This window comes from Kitasatospora sp. NPDC032757, from assembly GCF_055579305.1.
In genome coordinates this window covers 118,452-138,617 of record NZ_JBVINN010000001.1, presented here as the reverse complement: position 1 = coordinate 138,617, position 20,166 = coordinate 118,452, and the positions used below count along the sequence as shown (strand labels likewise).

The 20,166-nt window shown below is 72.5% G+C and carries 23 protein-coding genes; 11 read left to right on the top strand and 12 right to left on the bottom strand.

What is annotated here, in order from left to right; translation table 11 throughout:
• Window positions 1-41 precede the first annotated feature (41 nt).
• Entirely contained in the window at window positions 42-197 is a 156-nt protein-coding gene (locus ACZ5WK_RS00725) for a hypothetical protein (protein ID WP_465543551.1), read from the bottom strand.
• A gap of 153 nt (window positions 198-350) precedes the next feature.
• Here ACZ5WK_RS00725 and ACZ5WK_RS00720 point away from each other — a divergent pair, with 153 nt between their 5' ends.
• Window positions 351-1,940: a tryptophan halogenase family protein gene (locus ACZ5WK_RS00720; protein ID WP_465543549.1), complete on the top strand. Its 1,590-nt coding sequence runs from the start codon at window positions 351-353 to the stop codon at window positions 1,938-1,940.
• A 60-nt stretch (window positions 1,941-2,000) separates the two neighbouring features.
• On the opposite strand, the gene ACZ5WK_RS00715 is transcribed toward ACZ5WK_RS00720, so the two are convergent.
• From ACZ5WK_RS00715 to ACZ5WK_RS00705, 3 genes are read right to left on the bottom strand one after another with little or no spacing between them, the layout of a single operon-like run.
• Complete coding sequence (locus ACZ5WK_RS00715; RefSeq protein ID WP_396320969.1) at window positions 2,001-2,405, bottom strand: nuclear transport factor 2 family protein; 405 nt, start codon at window positions 2,403-2,405, stop codon at window positions 2,001-2,003.
• 11 nt (window positions 2,406-2,416) lie between these two features.
• Window positions 2,417-3,370, bottom strand: a complete 954-nt coding sequence (locus ACZ5WK_RS00710; RefSeq protein ID WP_465543547.1) for an NAD-dependent epimerase/dehydratase family protein — start codon at window positions 3,368-3,370, stop codon at window positions 2,417-2,419.
• Entirely contained in the window at window positions 3,367-6,126 is a 2,760-nt protein-coding gene (locus ACZ5WK_RS00705) for an AMP-binding protein (RefSeq protein WP_465543545.1), read from the bottom strand. The genes ACZ5WK_RS00710 and ACZ5WK_RS00705 overlap by 4 nt, the downstream gene beginning before the upstream one ends.
• A gap of 755 nt (window positions 6,127-6,881) precedes the next feature.
• Here ACZ5WK_RS00705 and ACZ5WK_RS00700 point away from each other — a divergent pair.
• The gene (locus tag ACZ5WK_RS00700; RefSeq protein ID WP_465543543.1) at window positions 6,882-7,562 is read left to right on the top strand and encodes a LuxR C-terminal-related transcriptional regulator; all 681 of its coding nucleotides are present in this window, start codon (window positions 6,882-6,884) and stop codon (window positions 7,560-7,562) included.
• Between the two features lie 78 nt (window positions 7,563-7,640).
• Window positions 7,641-8,483 (top strand): LuxR family transcriptional regulator, encoded by an 843-nt coding sequence (locus ACZ5WK_RS00695; RefSeq protein ID WP_465543541.1) that lies wholly within the window; start codon window positions 7,641-7,643, stop codon window positions 8,481-8,483.
• 227 nt (window positions 8,484-8,710) lie between these two features.
• Here ACZ5WK_RS00695 and ACZ5WK_RS00690 read toward each other — a convergent pair whose 3' ends face one another.
• Complete coding sequence (locus tag ACZ5WK_RS00690; protein WP_465543539.1) at window positions 8,711-8,860, bottom strand: hypothetical protein; 150 nt, start codon at window positions 8,858-8,860, stop codon at window positions 8,711-8,713.
• A gap of 128 nt (window positions 8,861-8,988) precedes the next feature.
• Complete coding sequence (locus ACZ5WK_RS00685; RefSeq protein ID WP_396320975.1) at window positions 8,989-9,219, bottom strand: DUF6269 family protein; 231 nt, start codon at window positions 9,217-9,219, stop codon at window positions 8,989-8,991.
• Between the two features lie 309 nt (window positions 9,220-9,528).
• On the opposite strand from ACZ5WK_RS00685, the gene ACZ5WK_RS00680 reads away from it, so the two are divergent.
• The gene (locus ACZ5WK_RS00680) at window positions 9,529-10,545 is read left to right on the top strand and encodes an adenosine deaminase (RefSeq protein ID WP_465543537.1); all 1,017 of its coding nucleotides are present in this window, start codon (window positions 9,529-9,531) and stop codon (window positions 10,543-10,545) included.
• Here the strand turns inward: ACZ5WK_RS00680 and ACZ5WK_RS00675 are convergent.
• The 5 genes from ACZ5WK_RS00675 to ACZ5WK_RS00655 form a co-directional block, all read right to left on the bottom strand.
• Window positions 10,500-10,760: a hypothetical protein gene (locus ACZ5WK_RS00675; RefSeq protein ID WP_465543535.1), complete on the bottom strand. Its 261-nt coding sequence runs from the start codon at window positions 10,758-10,760 to the stop codon at window positions 10,500-10,502. The two genes, ACZ5WK_RS00680 and ACZ5WK_RS00675, sit on opposite strands and share 46 nt — an antisense overlap.
• An 80-nt stretch (window positions 10,761-10,840) precedes the next feature.
• Entirely contained in the window at window positions 10,841-11,455 is a 615-nt protein-coding gene (locus tag ACZ5WK_RS00670; RefSeq protein WP_465543533.1) for a vitamin K epoxide reductase family protein, read from the bottom strand.
• Entirely contained in the window at window positions 11,452-12,321 is an 870-nt protein-coding gene (locus tag ACZ5WK_RS00665; RefSeq protein WP_465543531.1) for a DsbA family protein, read from the bottom strand. The genes ACZ5WK_RS00670 and ACZ5WK_RS00665 overlap by 4 nt, the downstream gene beginning before the upstream one ends.
• Window positions 12,322-12,435: 114 nt before the next feature.
• A complete protein-coding gene (locus ACZ5WK_RS00660; RefSeq protein ID WP_465543529.1) occupies window positions 12,436-13,128 on the bottom strand; it encodes a hypothetical protein in 693 nt (230 codons plus the stop codon).
• A gap of 69 nt (window positions 13,129-13,197) precedes the next feature.
• Window positions 13,198-13,671, bottom strand: a complete 474-nt coding sequence (locus ACZ5WK_RS00655) for an SRPBCC family protein (RefSeq protein ID WP_465543527.1) — start codon at window positions 13,669-13,671, stop codon at window positions 13,198-13,200.
• 110 nt (window positions 13,672-13,781) lie between these two features.
• On the opposite strand from ACZ5WK_RS00655, the gene ACZ5WK_RS00650 reads away from it, so the two are divergent.
• The gene (locus ACZ5WK_RS00650) at window positions 13,782-14,651 is read left to right on the top strand and encodes an Fpg/Nei family DNA glycosylase (RefSeq protein WP_465543525.1); all 870 of its coding nucleotides are present in this window, start codon (window positions 13,782-13,784) and stop codon (window positions 14,649-14,651) included.
• Window positions 14,652-14,732: 81 nt separating this feature from the next.
• Here ACZ5WK_RS00650 and ACZ5WK_RS00645 read toward each other — a convergent pair whose 3' ends face one another.
• Entirely contained in the window at window positions 14,733-15,587 is an 855-nt protein-coding gene (locus tag ACZ5WK_RS00645; protein ID WP_465543523.1) for an SAM-dependent methyltransferase, read from the bottom strand.
• A gap of 457 nt (window positions 15,588-16,044) precedes the next feature.
• Between ACZ5WK_RS00645 and ACZ5WK_RS00640 the strand changes: the two genes are divergently transcribed.
• The 6 genes from ACZ5WK_RS00640 (at window position 16,045) to ACZ5WK_RS00615 (ending at window position 20,153) form a co-directional block, all read left to right on the top strand.
• Window positions 16,045-16,668: a polysaccharide deacetylase family protein gene (locus ACZ5WK_RS00640; protein ID WP_465543521.1), complete on the top strand. Its 624-nt coding sequence runs from the start codon at window positions 16,045-16,047 to the stop codon at window positions 16,666-16,668.
• 160 nt (window positions 16,669-16,828) lie between these two features.
• Entirely contained in the window at window positions 16,829-17,155 is a 327-nt protein-coding gene (locus ACZ5WK_RS00635) for a hypothetical protein (RefSeq protein WP_465543519.1), read from the top strand.
• Between the two features lie 252 nt (window positions 17,156-17,407).
• On the top strand, window positions 17,408-17,809 hold the full coding sequence (locus tag ACZ5WK_RS00630) for a family 20 glycosylhydrolase (protein ID WP_465543517.1): 402 nt from the start codon (window positions 17,408-17,410) through the stop codon (window positions 17,807-17,809).
• The gene (locus ACZ5WK_RS00625) at window positions 17,809-17,988 is read left to right on the top strand and encodes a hypothetical protein (RefSeq protein ID WP_465543515.1); all 180 of its coding nucleotides are present in this window, start codon (window positions 17,809-17,811) and stop codon (window positions 17,986-17,988) included. Before ACZ5WK_RS00630 ends, ACZ5WK_RS00625 begins: the two co-directional genes overlap by 1 nt.
• 80 nt (window positions 17,989-18,068) lie before the next feature.
• On the top strand, window positions 18,069-19,148 hold the full coding sequence (locus ACZ5WK_RS00620; RefSeq protein WP_465543513.1) for a class I SAM-dependent methyltransferase: 1,080 nt from the start codon (window positions 18,069-18,071) through the stop codon (window positions 19,146-19,148).
• A 132-nt stretch (window positions 19,149-19,280) separates the two neighbouring features.
• Window positions 19,281-20,153, top strand: coding sequence for a sulfurtransferase (locus ACZ5WK_RS00615; protein WP_465543511.1), 873 nt, complete (start codon window positions 19,281-19,283; stop codon window positions 20,151-20,153).
• The last annotated feature ends 13 nt before the right edge of the window (window positions 20,154-20,166 follow it).

Sequence of the window (20,166 nt, the reverse complement as noted above, 5' to 3'; positions counted from 1 at the left end):
TCGTGCTGTGCCCTGCCAGGCAGGGCACAGCACGGCGGCGGTCAGCCGCAGCCACCGGCGTGGCCGACATCCAGACTGCGGGTCGGCATCGGCGCGGCCGTCGCCAGCAGGTCCGGGTCGCTGAGAAGAAGTTCGATGTCGATGTAGTCCGGGACCGCCCGTTCGGTCACGGCGGTGTCAGCAGTCGTCATTTCCATGGTGGCCTCCGGTCCCATCCCGCGGATCTCCTGGTCGTGAGACAAGGATCCGGCCGGTGGCTATGGCGTCCCTATCAGTCCTCTGCGGGCCGCTGTCGGAATCCGACAGTTTCCCTATAGGAGTCCTATGGGCCTCGCGGGCAACGTTCCGACGTGGACACCAGGATCAGGGACGTGATCGTTCTCGGCAGTGGGCCGGCGGCCTGGATGAGCGCGGCCTATCTGGCCCGGGAGCTCCAGGGCACGGTATCCGTGACGGTTCTCGAGGAGTCGGAGAACGTCTCCGGACACGGCGTGGAGAGCGTGCTCCCGTCCTTCTCGGGGTTCCTGGACGTCCTCGGGATCGCCGACACCGACTGGGTGCGGGCGTGTGCGGCGACCTTCCGCACGGCCGACCGGTACGTGAACTGGCGGACCGCGGGGCCCGCCGAGGCACGCCCCCGGGAGCTGCCCGGAGCCCGGCCCGACGCCTTCTACCACCCGTTCGGGCTGCTCCCCGAGCACGACCGGCTGCCGCTCTCGCACTACTGGCAGCACCGCCGGCACCGGGGGGAGACCACCGAGCCCTTCGACTACGCCTGCTTCCGAGAGCCCCCGCTGCTGGACGCCCGCCGCTCCCCGTGCTGGTTCGACGGCCGGCCCGCGACCCGCTACGGCTGGCACGTCGACCGCCAGGTGCTCACTGGCTTCCTCCGCCGCCACGCCACCGCCCGGCCCGGGGTGAGGCGGGCACGGGGCACCCTGGCCGCGGTCGAACGGGACGGGCGCCACGACCTGGTGGCGCTGCGCACAACTGCCGGCGAGCGCCTGAGCGGCCAGCTGTTCCTGGACTGCACCCCCGGCCGCCGTCTGATCGGCGAGGTCCTGGCCGAGCCGTTCCTCGATCTGCGTGGGCAACTGCCCTGTGATGCGGCGGTGTCGGTGAACGTCCCGCAGCCGGACGCCCGCCGCCGGGGCATCGAGCCGCACAGCACGCTGCTCGCGATGCCGGCCGGGCGGGCCGGGCTCCACCCGGTGCTGGGCCGCGCGGGCGCCGACTACGTCTATGCGCGGGAGTTCGCCACCCGCGAGGATGCGGCCCGGGACCTCTGCCTGCTCTGGGGACTGGATCCGGAGCGGACCGAGGTCCACCACCTGGAGCAGCACCCCGGGCGGGTGCGTCGGGCGTGGGTGCGCAACTGCGTGGCCGTCGGCCCGGCGGCGGGCGTGCTGGAGCCCGGCCCGGCGGGTGGGTTGCACCTGGTGGTCCGTACGCTCCAGCTGCTGGTGGGCCACTTCCCCGCCGGGCCGCTCCGCCCGGTCCTGACCGAGCGCTTCAACCGGGCGGTGGCCTGCTCGTTCGACGAGGCGCGGGACTTCGTCCAGGTCCGCTACGCCTGCTCACCGCGGACGGACACGCCGTTCTGGCGCGCCGCCCGGGGGCTGTCCCTCTCCGGCGGGGTGGGGACCAGGATCGAGCTCTACCGGGCCGGGCTGACCACCGGATCGGTGCTGGCGGAGGAGGCCCGCTACTACGGGCGCAGCCGGGAGGAGCCGATCAGTCCGTGGAGCGACTCCGACTACTACTGCGTCCTGTCCGGCCTCGGGCTGGAGACCGACGGTCCGCCACCGGCCCTCGCCCATCGGCCCGAATCGGTGCGTGGCGCCGGACCGGTCTTCGACCGCGTCCGGCGCCAGCAGCGGAACCTGCTGGACACCCTGCCCGACGCCTACGCGTGTCTGCGCCGGCTTCACGGGCGGTGAGATGCCGCGAGAGGCGCCCCCGGCGGGGGTACCTCTCGCGGCCGGACAGGTCGTCAGGGATCAGCTGTCGATCAGCCGGGCGAACGTGACGGTGTCGAAGACGTCCTCCATCCGGACGGCACGACCGTCGCGGAAGCTCCAGGAGTGGATGAACGGCAGGGTCTCGGTGTGGCCGCTCAGTGAGGTGACGGCGCGGACGCCGAACACCACCACGCGGTCGCCGGAATGGACGAACTCCTGGGGTTCGAGTCGCATCCCGCCCAGGACGGCCGGGACCCTGGCCAGGAAGTCCAGCACGCCCTGGTGACCGATCTTGGTGCCGCCCAGTCCGTACTCGGCGAGGCCCTCGGGGTGGACCCATTCGATGCCAGGGTCCATGGTCGCCAGCAGCGCGGTCACGTCCCGGTCGTGGAAGGCGCGGTAGGCGGCGTGGACGACGGCGAGGTTGTCGTTCTCTCGGGGCATGTGCGGGCTCCTCAGTGCTCGGCGTGCTCGGACCCGGCGTACTCGGGCCTGAGGTGATCGGGGTGGAGGGCCGCGAGGGTGCGGCGGATTCCCTCGCGCCAGTCGACCTCGCAGGGGCCGGTCAGCCGACGGCGCAGTGTGGGGTCGAACTGGTAGGTCTCCCGGGTGACTTCGCTCGGCACCAGCTTCGCGGGCACCCCGGTCAGCTCTTCGAGGTAGCGGACGCAGTCGGTGATTCCGACCGCCTCGTCGCCACCCCAGTTGGTCAGGGTCGCGGGCACCGAGGCGGCGTCCCACAGCCGGGGCACCTGAGAGACGAGGTCGCTGGTGTAGAGGGGGGAGCACCAGTTCTGCCCCTCCAACGGCACCGGGATGGGCTGTCCGGCGAGCATCCGCTGGAAGTACAGCATCGGCACGCCGCCGTAATCCCCGGGGCCGTAGGCGATGTTGAGCCGGGCGATGGTGGTCGGCAGGCCGAGCACCCGGGCCATGGCCCGGACGGCCCCCTCGGTCGCGATCTTGCCGACCGGGTAGGCCGGAAGCCAGTCCGCGACGCCGTCCACCGGATCGTCCTCGGTGTAGGCGTGGTCGAGCGTCTGCCGCGCGTACAGCGCGCCGGTCGACACGAACAGGAAGGACTCGGCGGTGCGGCAGTGTGCCATCAGCCGGCCGGTGGCCGTGACGTTGACGTCGATCGTCCGGTTGAAGTCGCCGTCCTCGCCGCGCCTGACCGCGGAGTGGATGACGTGGGTGAAGTCCTCCGGCAGGCCCTTGAACGCGTGCTCGGAGTCGTCCTCCATGTCCCACCGCCAGGTCGTGACGCCCCGCGCCCGGAGCTCGTCCGCTACCCCCGGAGTGCCGAAGCGGCCGATGCACCAGACGTCGTTATCCGCGGCGAGCGCCTCCGCGACCGGCCGGGCGACCTGACCGGTGCCGCCGGTCACCAGGATCTTCTTGCCCCTCACTTGCCCTCTCCCATCGCCCGGTCCAGCTCCTTGCGCAGAATCGCCTGGAAGGCCGCCACGTGCTGCGGCCCCATCAGCGTGTAGTGCTCACCGGGAACGTCCACGTACCGGTTTGGACCGTCGGTGAAGTCGTCCCAGCGGCGCAGCTCGTTCTCCAGCCAGTCCTCCTTGGCGCCCCGCAGCGGCACCGCGTAGAAGACCGTCATCTCGCGGACCCTGCCGGCGGGCCGGTAATCGCGGCCCAGGTCGGTGAGCCGGTCGGCGATCTCCGCCCAGGCGCCGAACCGGTCGGCGTCCAGGTCGAGTTCGGCGACCCGCTCGGCCGGGGCGACGGCGAGCAGGCGGGCCAGCTGCTCCTCCCGGGGCAGCCCGCGCAGCTGGCCGGGCAGCTCCAGGGACTGCTTCTTGTCGATCAGCGCCATGAAGAACGCCAGGTTGACGGCGGTCTCGGCGAAGTCCAGCTCGTCCATCCGGTACTTGATGTGCGGCGGCAGGTTGAAGCTGCCGACGAAGTCGACCCGCTCGCCCTGCTCCTCCAGCACCTTGGCGATCTCGAAGGCGACGGCACCGCCGTAGGAGTAGCCGGCGACCGCGTAGGGGCCGTGCGGCTGCCGGGCCCGGATCGCGGCCACATAGGTGTCGACCATCTCCTCGAAGGTCCGGAACGGCTTCTCGCCGTCGTTGAAGCCCCGGGCGCGCAGGGCGTAGAACGGCCGGTCACCCACGAAGTACTGGGCGAGGTTGACGAAGACCAGCACCTCGCCGACACCGGGGTGGACGCAGAACAGCGGTGTCTTGTCGCCGCTCAGCTGCATCGGCACGATCGGGTCGAAGTCGGGCTCACCGGGCCCCCGCGGCCCGGTGAGCCGGGCGGCGAGCGACCGGACGGTGGGTGAGGTCAGGACGGTGATGATCTGCAGACCGGGCACGCCCAGGCGCTGCGCCACCAGGCTGCGCAGCCGCAGGATGTCCAGCGAGGTGCCGCCGAGGTCGAAGAAGCTGGCGGTGGCGCTGATCAGGGCCGGGTCGGTGTCGAAGAGCTCGCCGTAGATCCCGGCGAGGACGTGCTCGGGCTCGCCCTCCGGTGCGGTGTGACCGCCGAGCCGGCGTAGTGTCAACTCCCTTACGTCAGTGACCTCCTGCTCGTACCCGCCGGTCTCCAGCCGGTTGCGCATCAGCGAGCGCTGGATCTTTCCGAGGCTCGTCTTGGGAAAGGCCTCGGCGGGCAGCGGCAGGATCAGGGCGGGCCGGAAGCCCCACTGCATCACCACGCTGCTGCGCACCGAGGCCAGCACCCGGTAGAGGCCGGCCTCGTCCTCCCAGGGCACCTCCGGGCGGAAGGCGATCACCAGCTGCTCGGTGTCGCTGCCGGCCGGGCGGGTGGGGAAGGCCGCGACGTAGGAACGGGCGACACCGTCCAGCCGTTCCAGCACGGCCTCGATCTCGTGGCTGAAGTAGTTGACGCCGTTGACGATGACGCTGTCCTTGCTGCGGCCGACGAGGGTGAGCCGCCCGCCGTCGATCCGGCCGAGGTCGCCGCTGCGGAACCACCCGTCGGCGGTGAAGGCCTCACGGGTCGCCTGCTCGTTGTTGTGGTAGCCGCCGGTGATCATCGGGCCGTTCAGCTGGAGTTCGCCCACCTCGCCCTCGGGCAGCGCGCGGTCCTCGTGGTCGGCGACCCGCATCCGCAGCCCGGCGACCGGCGTGCCGAGGTTCGCGAACTCCTCGCCCTCGTCGGCCCGGGGGAAGACGAGGGAGTAGATGCTGCCGGCGCAGGTCTCCGTCATTCCGAACGCGGGCCAGAGCGCGGTGGGGGCGAGCCCGTACGGCGCGAACCGCTCCAGGAAGGTCCGGCCGGTGGTGCAGACCACAGCCTCGCCGCCGCTGACGATGTGCCGCAGTCCGGTCAGGTCAAGCTGCTCCAGCTCCTCCTCCGGCGCCCGGTCGGCGGCGGAGTTGAGCAGCCCCAGAAGGAAGTTGGGGGTGAAGGTCATGGTCACCCGGTGCTCGGAGGCGAGCCGCAGGAACTCCAGGGGCTCCCCGAGGACGACCTGCGCCGGGACGTGGACCTGGCGGCAGCCGGCCGCGAGCGGCAGCAGGTGGCATTCCAGCAGGGCGGCGACATGGTCGAACGAGACCCAGTTGAGGCTGGTGTCGGCGGCGGTGAGGCGGTGGTAGCCGTTCTTTCCGGCCATGGACGCCAGCAGGTTGGCGTGGCTGAGCCTGACCGCCTTGGAGTTGCCGGTCGAGCCGGAGGTCAGGACGAGGACGGCCAGGTCCTCCGGCGCCGCGCGGTACAGCTCCTCGGCGGGCTCCGGCGCGGCCTCGCGGAGCGAGGTGAGGGTGGCGACGGCCAGGCCGTCCACGGCGGGCAGTTCGGCCGCGATCGTCTCACTGGTGATCACCAGGGGCCGGTCCAGCAGCGCGTTGACATGGGTGAGTTGGGCGCTCCAGCGGTCCTGATCGCCGCGCTGCGGCGCCATCGGGCAGGGGACGAAGCCACCGAGCACCGCGGCCCAGAACGCGGCGAGGAAGTCGGGCTGGTGCTCCAGCAGGAGCACGACCTTGTCCTGCGGCCGGACTCCGCGGGCGCGCAGTCCGGCGAGCACGCGGCGTGCCTCCTGCAGCAGTTCGGAGTGGCTCTGGTCGCGGTAGTCGGTGCCGGCCGCACCCGAGCAGTAGCGGATCCCGGTGCCGGGGTGCTCGGTTGCGGCGCGAAGTAGCAGGTCGGCGACGGTCTTTGGGGGGAATTCCATGGTTTTCTCCAGTGCCTTGGCTGTCGGTTCGGACGGGCGTGGATCGGGAGAAGGCCGCTTTTCCGGTGGATTCCGGCATAGCGGCGGACCATTCGGGGAAGACATGAGGGAAAGATGGGACAGATGTTCAAGCCGAGTGGGCCGGATGTGGCCGGCGGCAACCCGGTCGCCATGGGGCGGTTGTGGCGGTTGTGGTCACGGGGGAACCGTAGGTCGGCCCCCGGTCGGGGCAGCGGGTGCTGGCCTGAAGCGGCGCCGCGCGCTCACGGCACGTGAGGGGCGGATCGCCGCCGGTGCCGAAAGCGGAGCGAGTGACCGTCTCTTCGGCAAGGAGTCAGCAGCTTGCTGACAAAATATCCGATCCGCAGATGTCGCGGGGAATGCTCTGGTATAGGTGTGCCCGCCGTCGAGGCGGGCCTCTCGTTGACTGGGTGAAGGACGCAAACTAGTGTTGCGGCGATCTTTGGCCCATTCACGCGAATCTGGTTTATCCCTGAACAGTCGACCCGGTCCGTCCAGCGGTGCGTCCGAAAACCGCTTGACGAAAATCGGTGGCTGCGATCGCGTGTAAGGGAGCAACACGGGGTGGATCAACGGGGGCGGTGGCTGTGGTAGAGACATCAGGTACGGGAGCGGCGGAGGCAGGCGATCCGCGGGCACATGCGGAACACGTGGAGCAGGCTCTGTTACAGGCCCGCGCTCTGATCGAGTCGACCGTCTCGTTGCACCGGCAGAGGGCCGGCGGTCACCCTCTCGTGACGCGGACCGACGGCGACGCGATGAGCGGGGCCCTGGACGAGATGGTCGGCGGTGCCCGCCGGTCCGTGAGCCTGACACTCACCGCCACGAGTGAGTTCGCCGGCCTGGCGACCGCGGCGCTGGCCCGCCTGGCGGTCCACGGGGTGTCCGGCTCCGTCCGTCCAGGCGCGGACCCGTCAGCGGAGGGCGCAGTCGTGGTGCGGGTGCTCTGCTCCGGCGCCGCGACCGACGCCGCCCTCGCCGTGGCCCGGCGACTGCCGGGTCTCCGGGTCGAAGTACGCGTCTCCGAGGCCGAGTTGCGCGAGGCATTGCTCGTTGACGGCCGCGGCGCACTGGTCCGCTCCACGTCGCAGGACTGCGGCGGCCATGCCGTCCAGATCAAGGATCCGGCCGTGGTCCGCGCGCTCGACCTGCTGGTCGCCGGCGCCTGGTCCCGTGCCCGTCCGCTGCTCGACCACCTCGGCCTGAGCCCGAAGCTCTGCAAGGAGCCGACCCGGCGCATCCTGGAGATGCTGCGCGAGGGTCACACCGACGAGGCGGCCGCGCACGAGCTGAACGTCTCGCTCCGCACCTACCGCCGCCACGTGGCCGAGATCATGCGCGAACTGGGTGCCACGTCCCGCTTCCAGGCGGGCGTGCGGGCCGTGGAACTGGGGCTTCTCTCCGCGAACGGCTGACCGGCCCCGGGAGAAGCCCGGCGCCGCCCAGGAGTGTGCCCGCGCAGCGGGTGAATCGAGCAGAACTGTTGAGGGGACATGAGCAACGTGTCGGACCGGGCCGCTGACGAACTGGAGGAGGCACTGCTCGGGGTGAGCGCACTGATCGAGTCCACCGTCGTGATGCACCGCGACCGGTACTCGGACGACCGGCTCATCACCACGGTCGGTGGGCGGTACGACGCCATCCTCGACACGGCCGAGGAGATGATCGAGGGGGCCCGGACGAGTATCGACATCATGCACGCCCGCCGCCTCCAGGGCGAGGAGCGGGAGGACCGCGCCGAGCGGGAGCTGCTCTACAATGCGGACCCCACCGTCGGAGTGCGCCTGCTCACCGCCCCCGACCTGCTCGACGAGGGCTTCGTCCGCGAGCAGCTCGGACGGGAGCACCCGGTCGCGATCCGGGTGGCCAGGGTCCCCCCGCTCCAGGCGATCATCGTCGACCAGACGACCGCGCTGGTCGTCACCGGGTCGGTGGCGGCCCGTCATTCCTCGGTGATCCGGGTGCCGGAGGTGATCCACACGCTCCGCATCCTGTTCGAGAACGTCTGGCGCACCGCCGTGCCCGCCAACGAACGGATCGTATTCGGCGACCGCACGCGTGCCGCCTTCGCCCGCCAGATCCTCGGCGCCCTGCGGGCCGGGGTCACCGACGAGGTCGCCGCCCGCGACCTGACTGTCTCGGTGCGCACCTACCGGCGCTACGTTGCGGAGATCATGACGCTGCTGGGCGCGTCCTCCCGCTTCCAGGCCGGGGTCCGCGCGGCCGAGCTGGGTCTGCTGCCCCCGGCCGGTCCGGACGGCCGGCCTGCCCCCGCCCGCCCCGGACCGGCTCCGCACCGGCTCAGCCCGGGCCCCGGCCGGCCCGAGACCGGCTGAGTGTCGGCCCCGGCACCGGCCCGTGCCGGGACCTTCCTGACAGCGCGGTCGTCGCGGCCGCCCGGAGGAGGGCAGCTCGTGCATCGGCTGGTCGTCCGGGTCCTGGCCCGCTCGACATCCGGGTCGAGGGCCGGGCGGTCCGGTCCGGCGCCGGCCGGGGACCTCATCGAGCAGCCGGTCGACGCGCAGCTGTTGGAGTTCCTGCACCCCTGGAGCGGCTGCGCCGGTCACACCCAGGGGTCGTCGTGCATGGCCACCGCCACCACGGTGGCGGACACCTGCGCGGACCGGGCCTGCCCGGTGTCCTGGGACGGCTGCGCGACCGTGACCGCTCCGGCGACCGCGAGGACCATCGCCGTACGGGCGACCAGCTGCACGGGTCCGGGCGGTGACGGCGCTGCGTCGCACGGGGTTCTCCTCGGCTTCCTGGGCAGGCGCTCGATGCCTGCGACCTCGTGCCGAGAACGCTACGGACGGCCGATTCCGGGGCCCTTTCGAATCGCTTTCACAGGCCTTCGTCGTCGATCCGCACCTTCGGCCGGGTCTTCGCCTGCTCCTCGTGGTGCGAGACGATCAGCTCGGTCAGCACGTCGATGTACGCGGCCAGCACCTCGGCCCAGGGCGTGCCGCCCTCCTGGAGCTGCGACTCCTGTTCGCAGGCGTTGTCCTGTTCGATCCGGTCCAGGACGGTCAGCGGGTGGGGGACTCGAACTCCGTCGACCCGGTCGTCGTACATGTCTCCTCCTGAGCGTGGAGCCGATTGTGTAGGTCCCCGTACGCCGAGCTTCGGCGGCCCCGGTATGGCGAGCCTTTAATCAACCTATATTTCCGCAGCCCGTCACTCCTGTGTGGTCCTCCGGGCGGGCGGACCGGGCAGTACCACGGCCGTCCGGGCGGCCGGGCCCGGCATCGCCGGCCCGACCGTGCAGCGGTCCGGTGCGGCCCTCGGGACCGGTGCTCGTCGATCGGATCGTACGATGACTACTCCGCCGTCCTGCCGTCACCTCGCCTTCCCTTTCCCTCCCACAGCTCGGACCGATCACCCATGCCGCTTCCCAAGGCCGAACTCCACCTGCACATCGAAGGCACGCTCGAGCCCGAACTCGCCTTCGCCCTCGCCGCGCGCGGCGGCGTCACCCTCCCGTACGCCGACACCGAGGAGTTGCGCCGCGCGTACGCCTTCACCGACCTGCAGTGCTTCCTGGACCTCTACTACGCGCTGATGGCCGTGCTGCGCACCGAGCAGGACTTCGCCGACCTCGCCGACGCCTACCTGGCCCGGGCCGCCGCGCAGGGCGTGCGGCACGCCGAGATCTTCTTCGACCCGCAGGCGCACACCGCCCGCGGCGTGCCGCTCGGCGTCGTGGTGGAGGGCCTCGGCCGCGCGCTGGACCGGAGCGAGGAGCGGTACGGCGTCAGCACCCGCCTGATCATGTGCCTCCTGCGGGACGAGTCCGCCGAGTCCGCGCTGGAGACCTTCGAGGCGGCCCGCCCGTACTTCGGCCGGATCACCGGCATCGGCCTCGACTCGGCGGAGGTCGGCCACCCGCCCGCCAAGTTCCGTGAGGTCTACCGCCTGGCGGCCGAGGCCGGCCTGCACCGCGTCGCCCACGCCGGCGAGGAGGGCCCCGCCGCCTACATCACCGAGGCCCTCGACGTCCTCGGGGTCGAGCGGATCGACCACGGCCTGCGCTGCCTGGAGGACCCGGACCTGGTCGACCGCCTCGTCCGCGAGCAGATCCCGCTCACCCTCTGTCCGCTCTCCAACGTCCGCCTCCGCTGCATCGACACCCTGGCGGACCACCCCCTCCCGGCCATGCTCGCCGCCGGCCTCCTGGTCACCGTCAACTCCGACGACCCCGCCTACTTCGGCGGCTACGCGGACGACAACTTCCGCGCCGTCGAGGAGGCCCTGAAGCTTGACCGCGAGAAGCTGCGCCTGCTCGCCGCCAACTCCTTCCGCGCCTCCTTCCTGGACGAGCCCCGCCGCGCCGCCCTCCTCGCCGAGGTGGCGGCCTACGCGTTCGAGCCCGTCGACGCCTTGGAGCCCGTCGACGCCTGACCGGCGCCTTCCCGGCCGGCGCATTCCCGCCGGGCGTCCTCCCGGCCGTAGGCGGCGGACGGGGTGGACGTAGATGCGGAACTCGTCCAGCCGCTGAGGAAACCGCTCATCCGGGCCGGTTCGCGGTTGACGTGGCTGTGCAGCTCGTCGTCGACCCGGTGCCAGGAGACGTCGCGGTCCGGTCCCTCGACGAAGCCGTCGAGGGAGACCGACATGAAGAGGATCACGTTGCGCGCGGGAGCCTCGCCGGGGTCGTCGCCGCCCCGGTCCGGCGTGGCCCGGGGCGGCGGGGAGCTCAGACCAGAGTGCTCCAGTAGTACCAGAACCGGTTGAGGATCAGCAGCGCGATCACCGCGTACCACAGCGCCGGCACCACCCAGTGGTAGCGGGCGGCCTCCCGGACGGCCGGGCGCAGCCGCGGCCCCACCGGGATCACGCCGGAGCGCAGGTTCTGCAGCGTGGTGTACCAGAACAGCGGGACCATCGCCGCCCAGACCACCATGCAGTACGGGCAGAGCGCGCCGATCTCGTACAGCGCCTGGTACATCAGCCAGGTCACGAAGCCGATCCCGAACACCGTCCCGGCCTGGAGGCCGAGCCAGAACCAGCGCCGGTACGACGCCCCGGCCAGCAGCCCGGCGCCGATCGCCATGACGACGCCGAAGCCGACCAGGCCGATCAGCGAGTTGGGGAAGCCGAAGGCCTCGGCCTGGTCGCTGCGCATGATCGAGCCGCAGCTGATGATCGGGTTGATGTTGCAGTTGGGGACGTACGACGGGTCCTTGAGCAGCCGGATCTTGTCCAGCGTGAGGACGACGGAGGCGAACAGCCCGACCGCGCCGCCGATCAGCAGCAGGAGGGCGAACGGCCGGCTCGCGCCGTAGGTGCGCGCGGGGGCGGCGGAGGTCATCCGGTCACCTGCTTGACCATGGCGGTGAACCTGTCGGGCGCGACGGGCGCGCCGCCCGCGAACACCTCCAGCTTCTGTCCGTCCAGCTTCACGGTCGGGGTGCCGCTGACGCCGCTCTTGTCGAAGGCCTTGCCGACCTGGTCCGCCCACGGCGCGTAGGTGCCGTCCTGGACGGCCTTGACGAAGGAGTCCGTCTTCAGTCCGGGGACCTGCCCGGCCAGGTCGAGCAGGCGGTTGACGTCGGCGAAGCCGTCGGTGCGCTCGTCCGGCTGGTTGGCGTACAGCACGTCGTGGAACTGCTTGAACTTGTCGACGCCCTCGTTGAGCGCCGCGCCCGCGGCGGCCAGTGCGGTGCGCGAGCCCTTGCCGCCGAGGCCCTGGTCCAGGAAGGTCGCCAGGTGGTACTCGATCTTGTAGGTGCCGGCGTCGGCGAGCTGCTGGATGGTCTTGCCGTCGGTGGTCTCCACCTGCTCGCAGTACGGGCAGCGGAAGTCCTCGTAGATCTCCAGGGTGTGCGGGGCGTCGGCCTTGCCGTAGGTGATCACGGTGCCGTCGGCGCCGCTCGCGTTGGCGGGGGTGACCAGCGGGCCGTGGGCGCCGGCGTCGCCCGGGCCGGAGGAGCCGCCGACGGCGAAGGCCACGCCGGCCGCGAGGGCGAGCACGGCGGCGGTGGCGGCGCCGACGACCGTCCGGCGGCGGATCTTCGCGGACCGCTCGGCGCGCTCGCGCTCCTCCCGCATCCGCTCGGTGGCGGCGCGGCGGGCGGCGCTCCTGCTCTGCTTGCCGCCGGTGTTCGTCCCGCCGGTCTTCTTCTCGGCGGAGGCGGAGGCGGAGGCGGAGGCGGGGGTCTGGGGCTTCTTGCTCATGGCGGGGTTTTCGTCCTGTGCTCTCGGTCCGGTGCTCCGTGCGGGGAGCAGGGCAGGCGCGCATACGGGCGCGCGGCGGGGCGACCGGCGGAGACGCGGAAGGGGAAGGGTCTCTCAGCAGGCCGGGGCGGCCGCGGGCGGCCCGCGGCGGACGGCGGGGCGGAGCAGCACGGACTCGGCCGGGACGCGGACCCGGCTGGCACGCGGGAAGGGCATCCGGGCCACCGGGCGGGCCGGGACGGGCGCGGCGAGAAGCAGCAGCAGGCGGCCGGCCGCGGCCGGGAACCGCTGCGCGAAGTCGCCGAGGACGCGAAGCGACCACGCGAGGCCGGTCAGCGCGGCGTCGGCACGGCGCAGCCAGAAGGCGGCGGCCAGCGCGATCGCGGTGTGCAGGGCGAGGAGCAGCAGCACGCCGGCGGACTGCGGGACGCCGTGGCCCAGCAGGACCCCGCCGAGCGAGCCGCCGCCGCAGAGCAGCGGCTCGAAGCCGCGGGCGGAGCCGGGCGGCAGCGAGGGGCAGGTGGTCTGGGCGAGGTCGAACAGGGCGCTCAGGCCCAGCTCCAGAGGCAGGATCACCGCGGCGATCGCCGGGTAGCCGCGTTCGGAGCCGGCGAGGGCGAAGGCCGCCGCGAAGACGGCGCCGCCGGCCACGGCCAGCGTGCCGAGCGGCAGCGGGCGGCCGGTCACCAGCACCTGGCCGAGCCCGGCGAGCAGCACGACCAGCGCGGCGAAGACCGCCGCGCGGAGCGTCCTGAAGCCCGGGCCCGTCCGGCCGGTGTACATCTGCATGGCATCCGAGTCTGCCACAGGCCGAATGGTGGACGACCGGGCCGAAGGTCCGCTGTGGGGATCCTCACCACCGCCCCTGAGCTGGGCTTATGCGTCCTTTACGGGTTCGGGGTGCACGGGCCGGGCGGCCGCGACCCGGGTCTCGACCAGCTGCCGGAAGAGCTCCAGGTCGGCCCGGACGACGCGCTCGACCGCCCCGGCGAGGGCGAAGCCACGCGGCCCGCCGAACACCTCGTGCACCGCCTCCGGGTCGTACTCGATGCGGATCTGCAGCCTGGTGTGCTGCCGGTCGAGCGGGAGCAGGGCGAAGGCGCCGTGCAGGTCCAGGCCGTCCAGCGTCCGCCAGGCCATCACCCGGCCGCGGCCGTGGTCGGTGATCTCGGTCTCCACGTCGCGGGCGGTGCCGGCGATCTCCACCCCGAGGTGCGCGAGGTTACGGCCGTGCGGGTGGGCGCTGCGCACACCGCCCACGAAGCGCGGGTAGTCGTGGACCCGGTGCAGCTGATCCCAGGCCGCCAGCACCGGGGCGTCGATATCGATCTGTTCCTCGAGCGTGCTCATCGCGGGGACGGACCTCCTAGGCCGGTCGCGCTGCGGGCGCCGGGCACCTCCAGCCTGCGCCTGCCGGTGGTGGACAGGCAAAGGAGGGGGTGCTGCGCGAGACTGGGCGCATGCCGGAGCTGCCCGAGGTCGAGGCCCTCACCGCGTTCCTGTCCGAGCGGCTGACCGGGCGGGTGATCGCCCGGGTGCAGCCGGTGGCGATCAGCGCGCTCAAGACCTACGACCCGCCGGTGACGGCGCTGGAGGGGCGGACGGTCGGCCCGGTCACGCGGCACGGCAAGTTCCTCGACATCGAGGCGGGCGGCCTCCACCTCGTCGTCCACCTGGCCCGGGCCGGCTGGCTGCGCTGGAAGGAGAGCCTGCCCGCCGAGCCCCCGCGTCCGGGCGGCAGGAACCCGCTCGCCCTGCGGGTTCGGCTGGAGGGCGACGCCGGGGACGGCTTCGACCTCACCGAGGCGGGCACGAAGAAGGGCCTCGCGGTGTACGTGGTGCAGGACCCGGCGGAGGTCCCCGGCGTGGCCCGGCTCGGCCCCGACCCGCTGGACCCGTCGTTCACCCTGGAGGCGTTCACCGCGCTGCTGCACGGCGAGCGGCGCAGGATGAAGGGCGTGCTGCGGGACCAGAGCGTGCTGGCCGGAGTCGGCAACGCCTACTCGGACGAGGTGCTGCACGCGGCCCGGATGTCCCCGTACAAGCTGGCGTCGAGTCTGACCGGGGAGGAGACGGCCCGGCTGTACGAGGCGCTCGGCAGCACCCTGCGGGACGCGGTGGAGCGCTCGCGCGGGCTGGCGGCGGGGGAGCTGAAGGCGGAGAAGAAGCTCGGCCTGCGGGTGCACGGCCGCACCGGGCAGCCGTGCCCGGTCTGCGGGGACACCGTGCGCGAGGTGTCGTTCGCCGACTCCTCGCTGCAGTACTGCCCGACCTGCCAGACCGGCGGCAAGCCGCTCGCCGACCGCCGGCTGTCGCGGCTGCTGAAGTAGGCCGGCCGGAGGCGGCGCGCCGCCGGTGGAGCGCTGCGGTGCCGGGGGCCGAAGCGCCCGAAGGACTTCCGGAGCCGACCACTACGGCTTGCGGGCGACGCCGCCCCAGTAGTACGCCGCGTGCGGGTCGGCCGGTGGCTCGCCGTCCGGGTGCCAGGCCATGACGGGCGCGACGCCGGGCTCGATCAGCTCCCAGCCGTCGAAGAACCGGGCCACCTCGTCGCGGGTGCGCGGAACGAGCGTCATCCCGCCGGCCCGGGCCGCCTCGGCGACCTTGGCGACGCTCTCCGGATCGAAGTCCTGGGTCGGGTGGGTGAGCGCGAGGCAGCTGCCGGAGGGCAGCGCGTCGCGCAGTGCGGCGACCTTGCCCCACGGGTCGTCCTCGTCGGCGATCAGCATCAGTACGGCGATCATCAGCAGGCCGACCGGCCGGCCGGGGTCCAGCGTGGAGGTGAGCGCCGGGTGGGCCAGCAGTTCGGCGGGCTTGCCCAGGTCGGCGTGGATGTAGGTGGTGCGGCTGGCCGGGGTGGAGACCATCAGCGCCCGCGCGTGGGCCAGCACGATCGGGTCGTTGTCGACGTAGACCACGCGGGTGCCGGGGCTGACCGCCTCGGCGATCTCGTGGGTGTTCGGCGAGGTGGGGATGCCGGTGCCGAGGTCGAGGAACTGGCGGATGCCCTGCTGCTCGGCCAGGTGGCGGACGGCGCGGCCCTGGAACGCCCGGTTCTCCTTGGCCATCGCCCTGACGCTCGGGACGGCCTCCTCGATGGCCCGGCCCATGGCGCGGTCCGGAGGGAAGTTGGTCTTTCCGCCCAGCCAGTAGTCGTACACGCGGGCGGAGTGCGGAGCACTGGTGTCGACGCCGAGGCGCTCCCACTCGCTCGGCACGGCCTCGTCGTTCCCGGGCTGGTCGGAGAAGTCCTGACTTGTCGTCATGGCCACGTCCTCTGAAGACGGATCATCACACTGAGGGACGTCAGCGTAGCGGTCCTGGAGCGGTTGCGGGTGTGCGCTGCAGGGTTCTGGGCGGACGGCATCCCGGGCGGGTGTGCGCTTGGGCCGTCGGGGTGGCACTGGGGGCCGTCGGGGTTACCGGTGGGAGGCGCGACGGTCCGCGGGGGATGCATCGATCATGCTGTCTGATCGTCAGATTACTTCGCGTAGATTGCTCCTGGTCGCGGCCGGGATGTCGCTGCTCGGGCTCGCCGGCTGCCGGGGATCCGACGAACCCGGGGACGGTGCGCCGAGTGCCGGGGCGGCCGGCGGGGCGCCCGAGGCGCTGGGTGCCGCTCCGAGCCCGGCGTCGCCGTCGGCCTCCGCCGCTCCCTCCGCCGGCCCCTCCACTCCTCCTCCCGCCGCTCCCACCGCTCCCGCCGTCGCCTCAGGCTCGCCGGTGGCCGCGCCGCGGAAGGTGACGGAGGTCGAGAGCAGGCCGGTGTACGAGCTGGACGCCGGGCGGCGGGTGGTGGCCCTCACCATCGACGACGGTCCGGATCCGCGGCACACCCCCACCGTGCTGGCCCTGCTGGAGCAGTACGGGATCCGGGCCACCTTCTTCCTGATCGGGGAGAACGCCGTCGAACACCCCGCACTGGTCCGGGAGATCGCCGCCCGTGGCCACCACATCGCCAACCACACCTGGACCCACCCCGATCTGCGGCAGCTCTCGGAGGCCAGGGTGCGGGACGAGCTGGAGCGCACCTCGGAGCTGCTGAACCGGACCACCGGGAAGCCGCCGACCTGGTTCCGCGCGCCGGGCGGTGACTGGTCCACCGCGTCGCTCAAGGTGAGCGCCGCCCTCGGGATGCGGAACATGGCCTGGTCGGTGGACCCGAGGGACTGGGCCCGGCCCGGTACGTCGGTGATCACCGACCGGATCCTCAAGGACGTCCGCCCGGGTGCGATCGTGCTCAACCACGACGGCGGCGGGGACCGTTCGCAGACGGTGGCCGCGCTCAAGACGTACCTGCCGGTGCTGATCGATTCGGGGTACTACTTCACCGCCCCGCCGGGGTGAGCTCGACCGCGGAGAAAGAGGTGGCAGGTAGCGGCGTTTCCGGCTAAACCACTCAAAAGAGTGGATTGGGAGAACCGTTTCTGCGGATTTTGGGCTTCTAGGGTGATCTCGCATCAATGTCCCCGGCACCACCGCGTACCGCCCCGAAAGGCCCCACCCCATGCGTCTCCGCAACGCCACGCTCGCCGCCGCCAGCGCCCTCGCCCTCGTCCTCGCCGTCCCCGCCTCCGCCGACGCGGCAACCGGCGACTTCCTCTACAAGGTCGGCCCCGGCGTGGAGACCGGTCTGGCCGACCCGGCGAGCGGCCGGTGCATCGACCTTCCGTGGACGACGGAGACGGCGCCGGGGTTCGCGCCCCAGAACCTCACCACCTCCACCGCCACCGTCTTCCGCGACTTCCACTGCGCGGGTGACGTGTTCTACGTCATGAACCCGGGCAAGAAGCTCGGCGACAGGCTCAAGCTGCGGTCCGTCGTCTTCTCCTGAGCCGGACCGATTCCGCTGAAGGGCGCGACAGTTCGGCGATTGGTTGAGACCATTCCGGTGAACCGGCACCTGGAGAGGCCTTGCCGACACGAATCGCCGGGCTGTCCGCCCGGTCCGGCGGACCGCTGACCGTCCTCACCGCGCTGCTGCTCGCCGCGGCCGGCTTCGGCGTTCACCACGCGCTCGGGTCGGAGGACGCCCCGCCGCCCGGCCGGCGCCCCCGGGCCGCACCTGCACATCGGCGGCGACGAGGTGGAGAAGGTCCCCCCGGAGGCCTACCGGGAGTTCGTCCGGCGGGTGGGTGCCCAGGTGACCGCGGCCGGGAAGACCCCGGTCGGCTGGAACCAGACCGCGCCCGGCGGCATCGGGCTGCTCCAGTACTGGGACGGCGCGGGCGGGCGGGAGGCGGAGCTGCGGGAGGCCGCCGAGCGCGGCGCGAAGGTGATCATGTCCCCGGCCGGGCGGACGTACCTCGACATGAAGTACGACGCCTCCTATCCGCTCGGACTGGTCTGGGCCGGGACGGTCGACGTCCGGTCCGCCTACTCCTGGGACCCGGACACCCTGGTCCGGCTACCGGCCGGAGCGGTCCTCGGCGTGGAGGCACCGCTCCGGACCGAGACACTCGCGCCCCTCCGCACGAGCTGGACCTGATGCTGCTGCCCCGGCTGCCCGCCCTCGCCGAGCTGGGCTGGTCACCGAAGTCGGGCCGCGACTGGGGGCGGTTCAGGCAGCGGCTCGCCGAGGAGGGCGCGCGGTGGGACGCGGCCCGCTACGCGTACGAGAAGCGCCGGGAGGTCCCCTGGCCGGCCACGGGCGGGCCGGCCGGATAGCGGGTCTGCGGCGGTCGGGCGCAGCGGCGTAGCGTGAGGAGGGGAGGGTTCACGCTGGTCCCGGAGGCGGAGGAGGAACGATGTCCGTACGGGAGCCGGACCCGGTGGAGCAGGAGGAGTTCGCGGGTCGGATCGTGCAGGTGCTGAACGACGCCTGCCTGGGATTCATGGCCAGCATCGGCCACCAGACCAACCTGTTCGACACCATGGCCGGCCTTGCCGCGTCGACCAGTGCGGAGGTCGCCCGGGCCGCCGGGCTCGACGAACGCTACGTCCGCGAGTGGCTCGGCGCGATGGTGGTCGGCGGGATCGTCGAGTACGACCCCGGACACGGCACCTACCTGCTGCCGCCCGAGCACGCCGCCGCGCTGACCCGGGCGGCCGGGCCGGAGAACCTGGCCGGGATGATGCAGTACCTCGCGCTGATGGGCGAGGTCGAGCAGCAGCTCGTCGAGTGCTTCCGCAAGGGCGGCGGGATGCCCTACTCGGCGTACCCGCGGTTCCAGGAGCTCCAGGCCGAGGAGTCCGGGCGGGTCTACGACCTGGCCCTGGTGGACGGGATCGTCCCGCTCGTGCCCGGGCTGCCGGAGCGGCTCCGCGCCGGGGCCGACGCGCTCGACATCGGCACCGGGCAGGGGCACGTCGTCAACCTGCTGGCCCGGGCCTTCCCGGCCGGCCGGTTCACCGGCGTCGACATCTCCGAGACGGGCATCGCCGCCGCCCGGGCCGAGGCCGAGGCGCTGGGCCTGTCCAACGCGCGCTTCGAGGTCGCCGACTCGGCCGGGCTGACCGGCTCCTACGACCTGGTCACCGCCTTCGACGTGATCCACGACCTGGCCCGCCCGGCCGAGACGCTGGCCGCCGTCGCGGGCGTGCTGCGGCCCGACGGCGTCTTCCTGATGGGCGACATCGCCGCCAGCAGCCGGCTGGAGGAGAACATCGACCACCCGCTCGCGCCGGCGCTCTACACCTTCTCGACCTTCTACTGCATGACGGTCTCGCTCGGCGAGGGCGGCGCGGGGCTGGGGACGGTCTGGGGGGAGCAGACGGCCCGGCGGATGCTGGCCGAGGCCGGGTTCGGCTCGGTGGAGACCGCGCAGGTGGAGGGGGACGTGCTCAACGTGTACTACCTGGCGCGGTTGGACGGTGCCGGGGCGTAGGCGGCCGCGTCCGGGCCGCTCCGGGGCCGTGGCGGGCCCCGGCAGGGTGGGCCGGCGGGGCAGCCCCGGTGCGGGTGGCCGGGGCGGAAGGTCGGACGTAGGTTCGAAGAGTCCGAGCGAAGGAGGGCGGCGATGACCGGCAACGGCTACGCACACCCCGAGGCGCTGGTCCCCACCGAATGGCTGGCCCGGCACCTGGACGACGGCACGATCCGCGTCGTCGAGGTGGACGAGGACACCACCGCGTACGAACAGGGGCACATTCCCGGCGCGGTCGGCTGGAACTGGACCACCGACCTGCACAGCCGGGTGGGGCGCGACTACACCGACCGCGACGGCATGCAGCACCTGCTGCGCGCGGCCGGGGTGGAGGACGACATCACCGTGGTGCTGTACGGCGGGAACAACAACTGGTTCGCCGCCTACGCCTACTGGCTGCTGCGGCTGCGCGGCTACGGGCCGGTGAAGCTGCTCGACGGCGGGCGGAAGAAGTGGGAGCTGGAGGAGCGGGAGCTCACCGAGGAGGTGATGGACTACCAGCACAGCGCCTACCGGCTGGCGGGCCCCGAGCACCCCGAGGTGCGGGCGCTGCGCGACGAGGTGCTGGCCAGGGCGGAGGTGTTCGCCAAGCCCGGCTCGGACTCCGTGCTGGTCGACGTCCGCTCCCCGGCCGAGTACCGGGGCGAGGCGCTGGCGCCGCCGCACCTGCCGCAGGAGCAGGCGCAGGTGCCGGGCCACATCCCCGGCGCGGTGAACATCCCGTGGTCGCAGGCGGCCAACGACGACGGCACCTTCCGCTCGGCGGACGAGCTGCGCGCGCTGTACGGCGGGCAGGGCGTGGAGGCCGAACGCGAGGTGATCGCGTACTGCCGGATCGGGGAGCGCTCGGCGCACACCTGGTTCGCGCTGACCGAGCTGCTCGGGTACCCGCACGTGAAGAACTACGACGGGTCGTGGACGGAGTACGGCTCGCTGGTGCGGGCGCCGGTGGCGCTGGGGGCGTGAGGCGAGGGCCGGG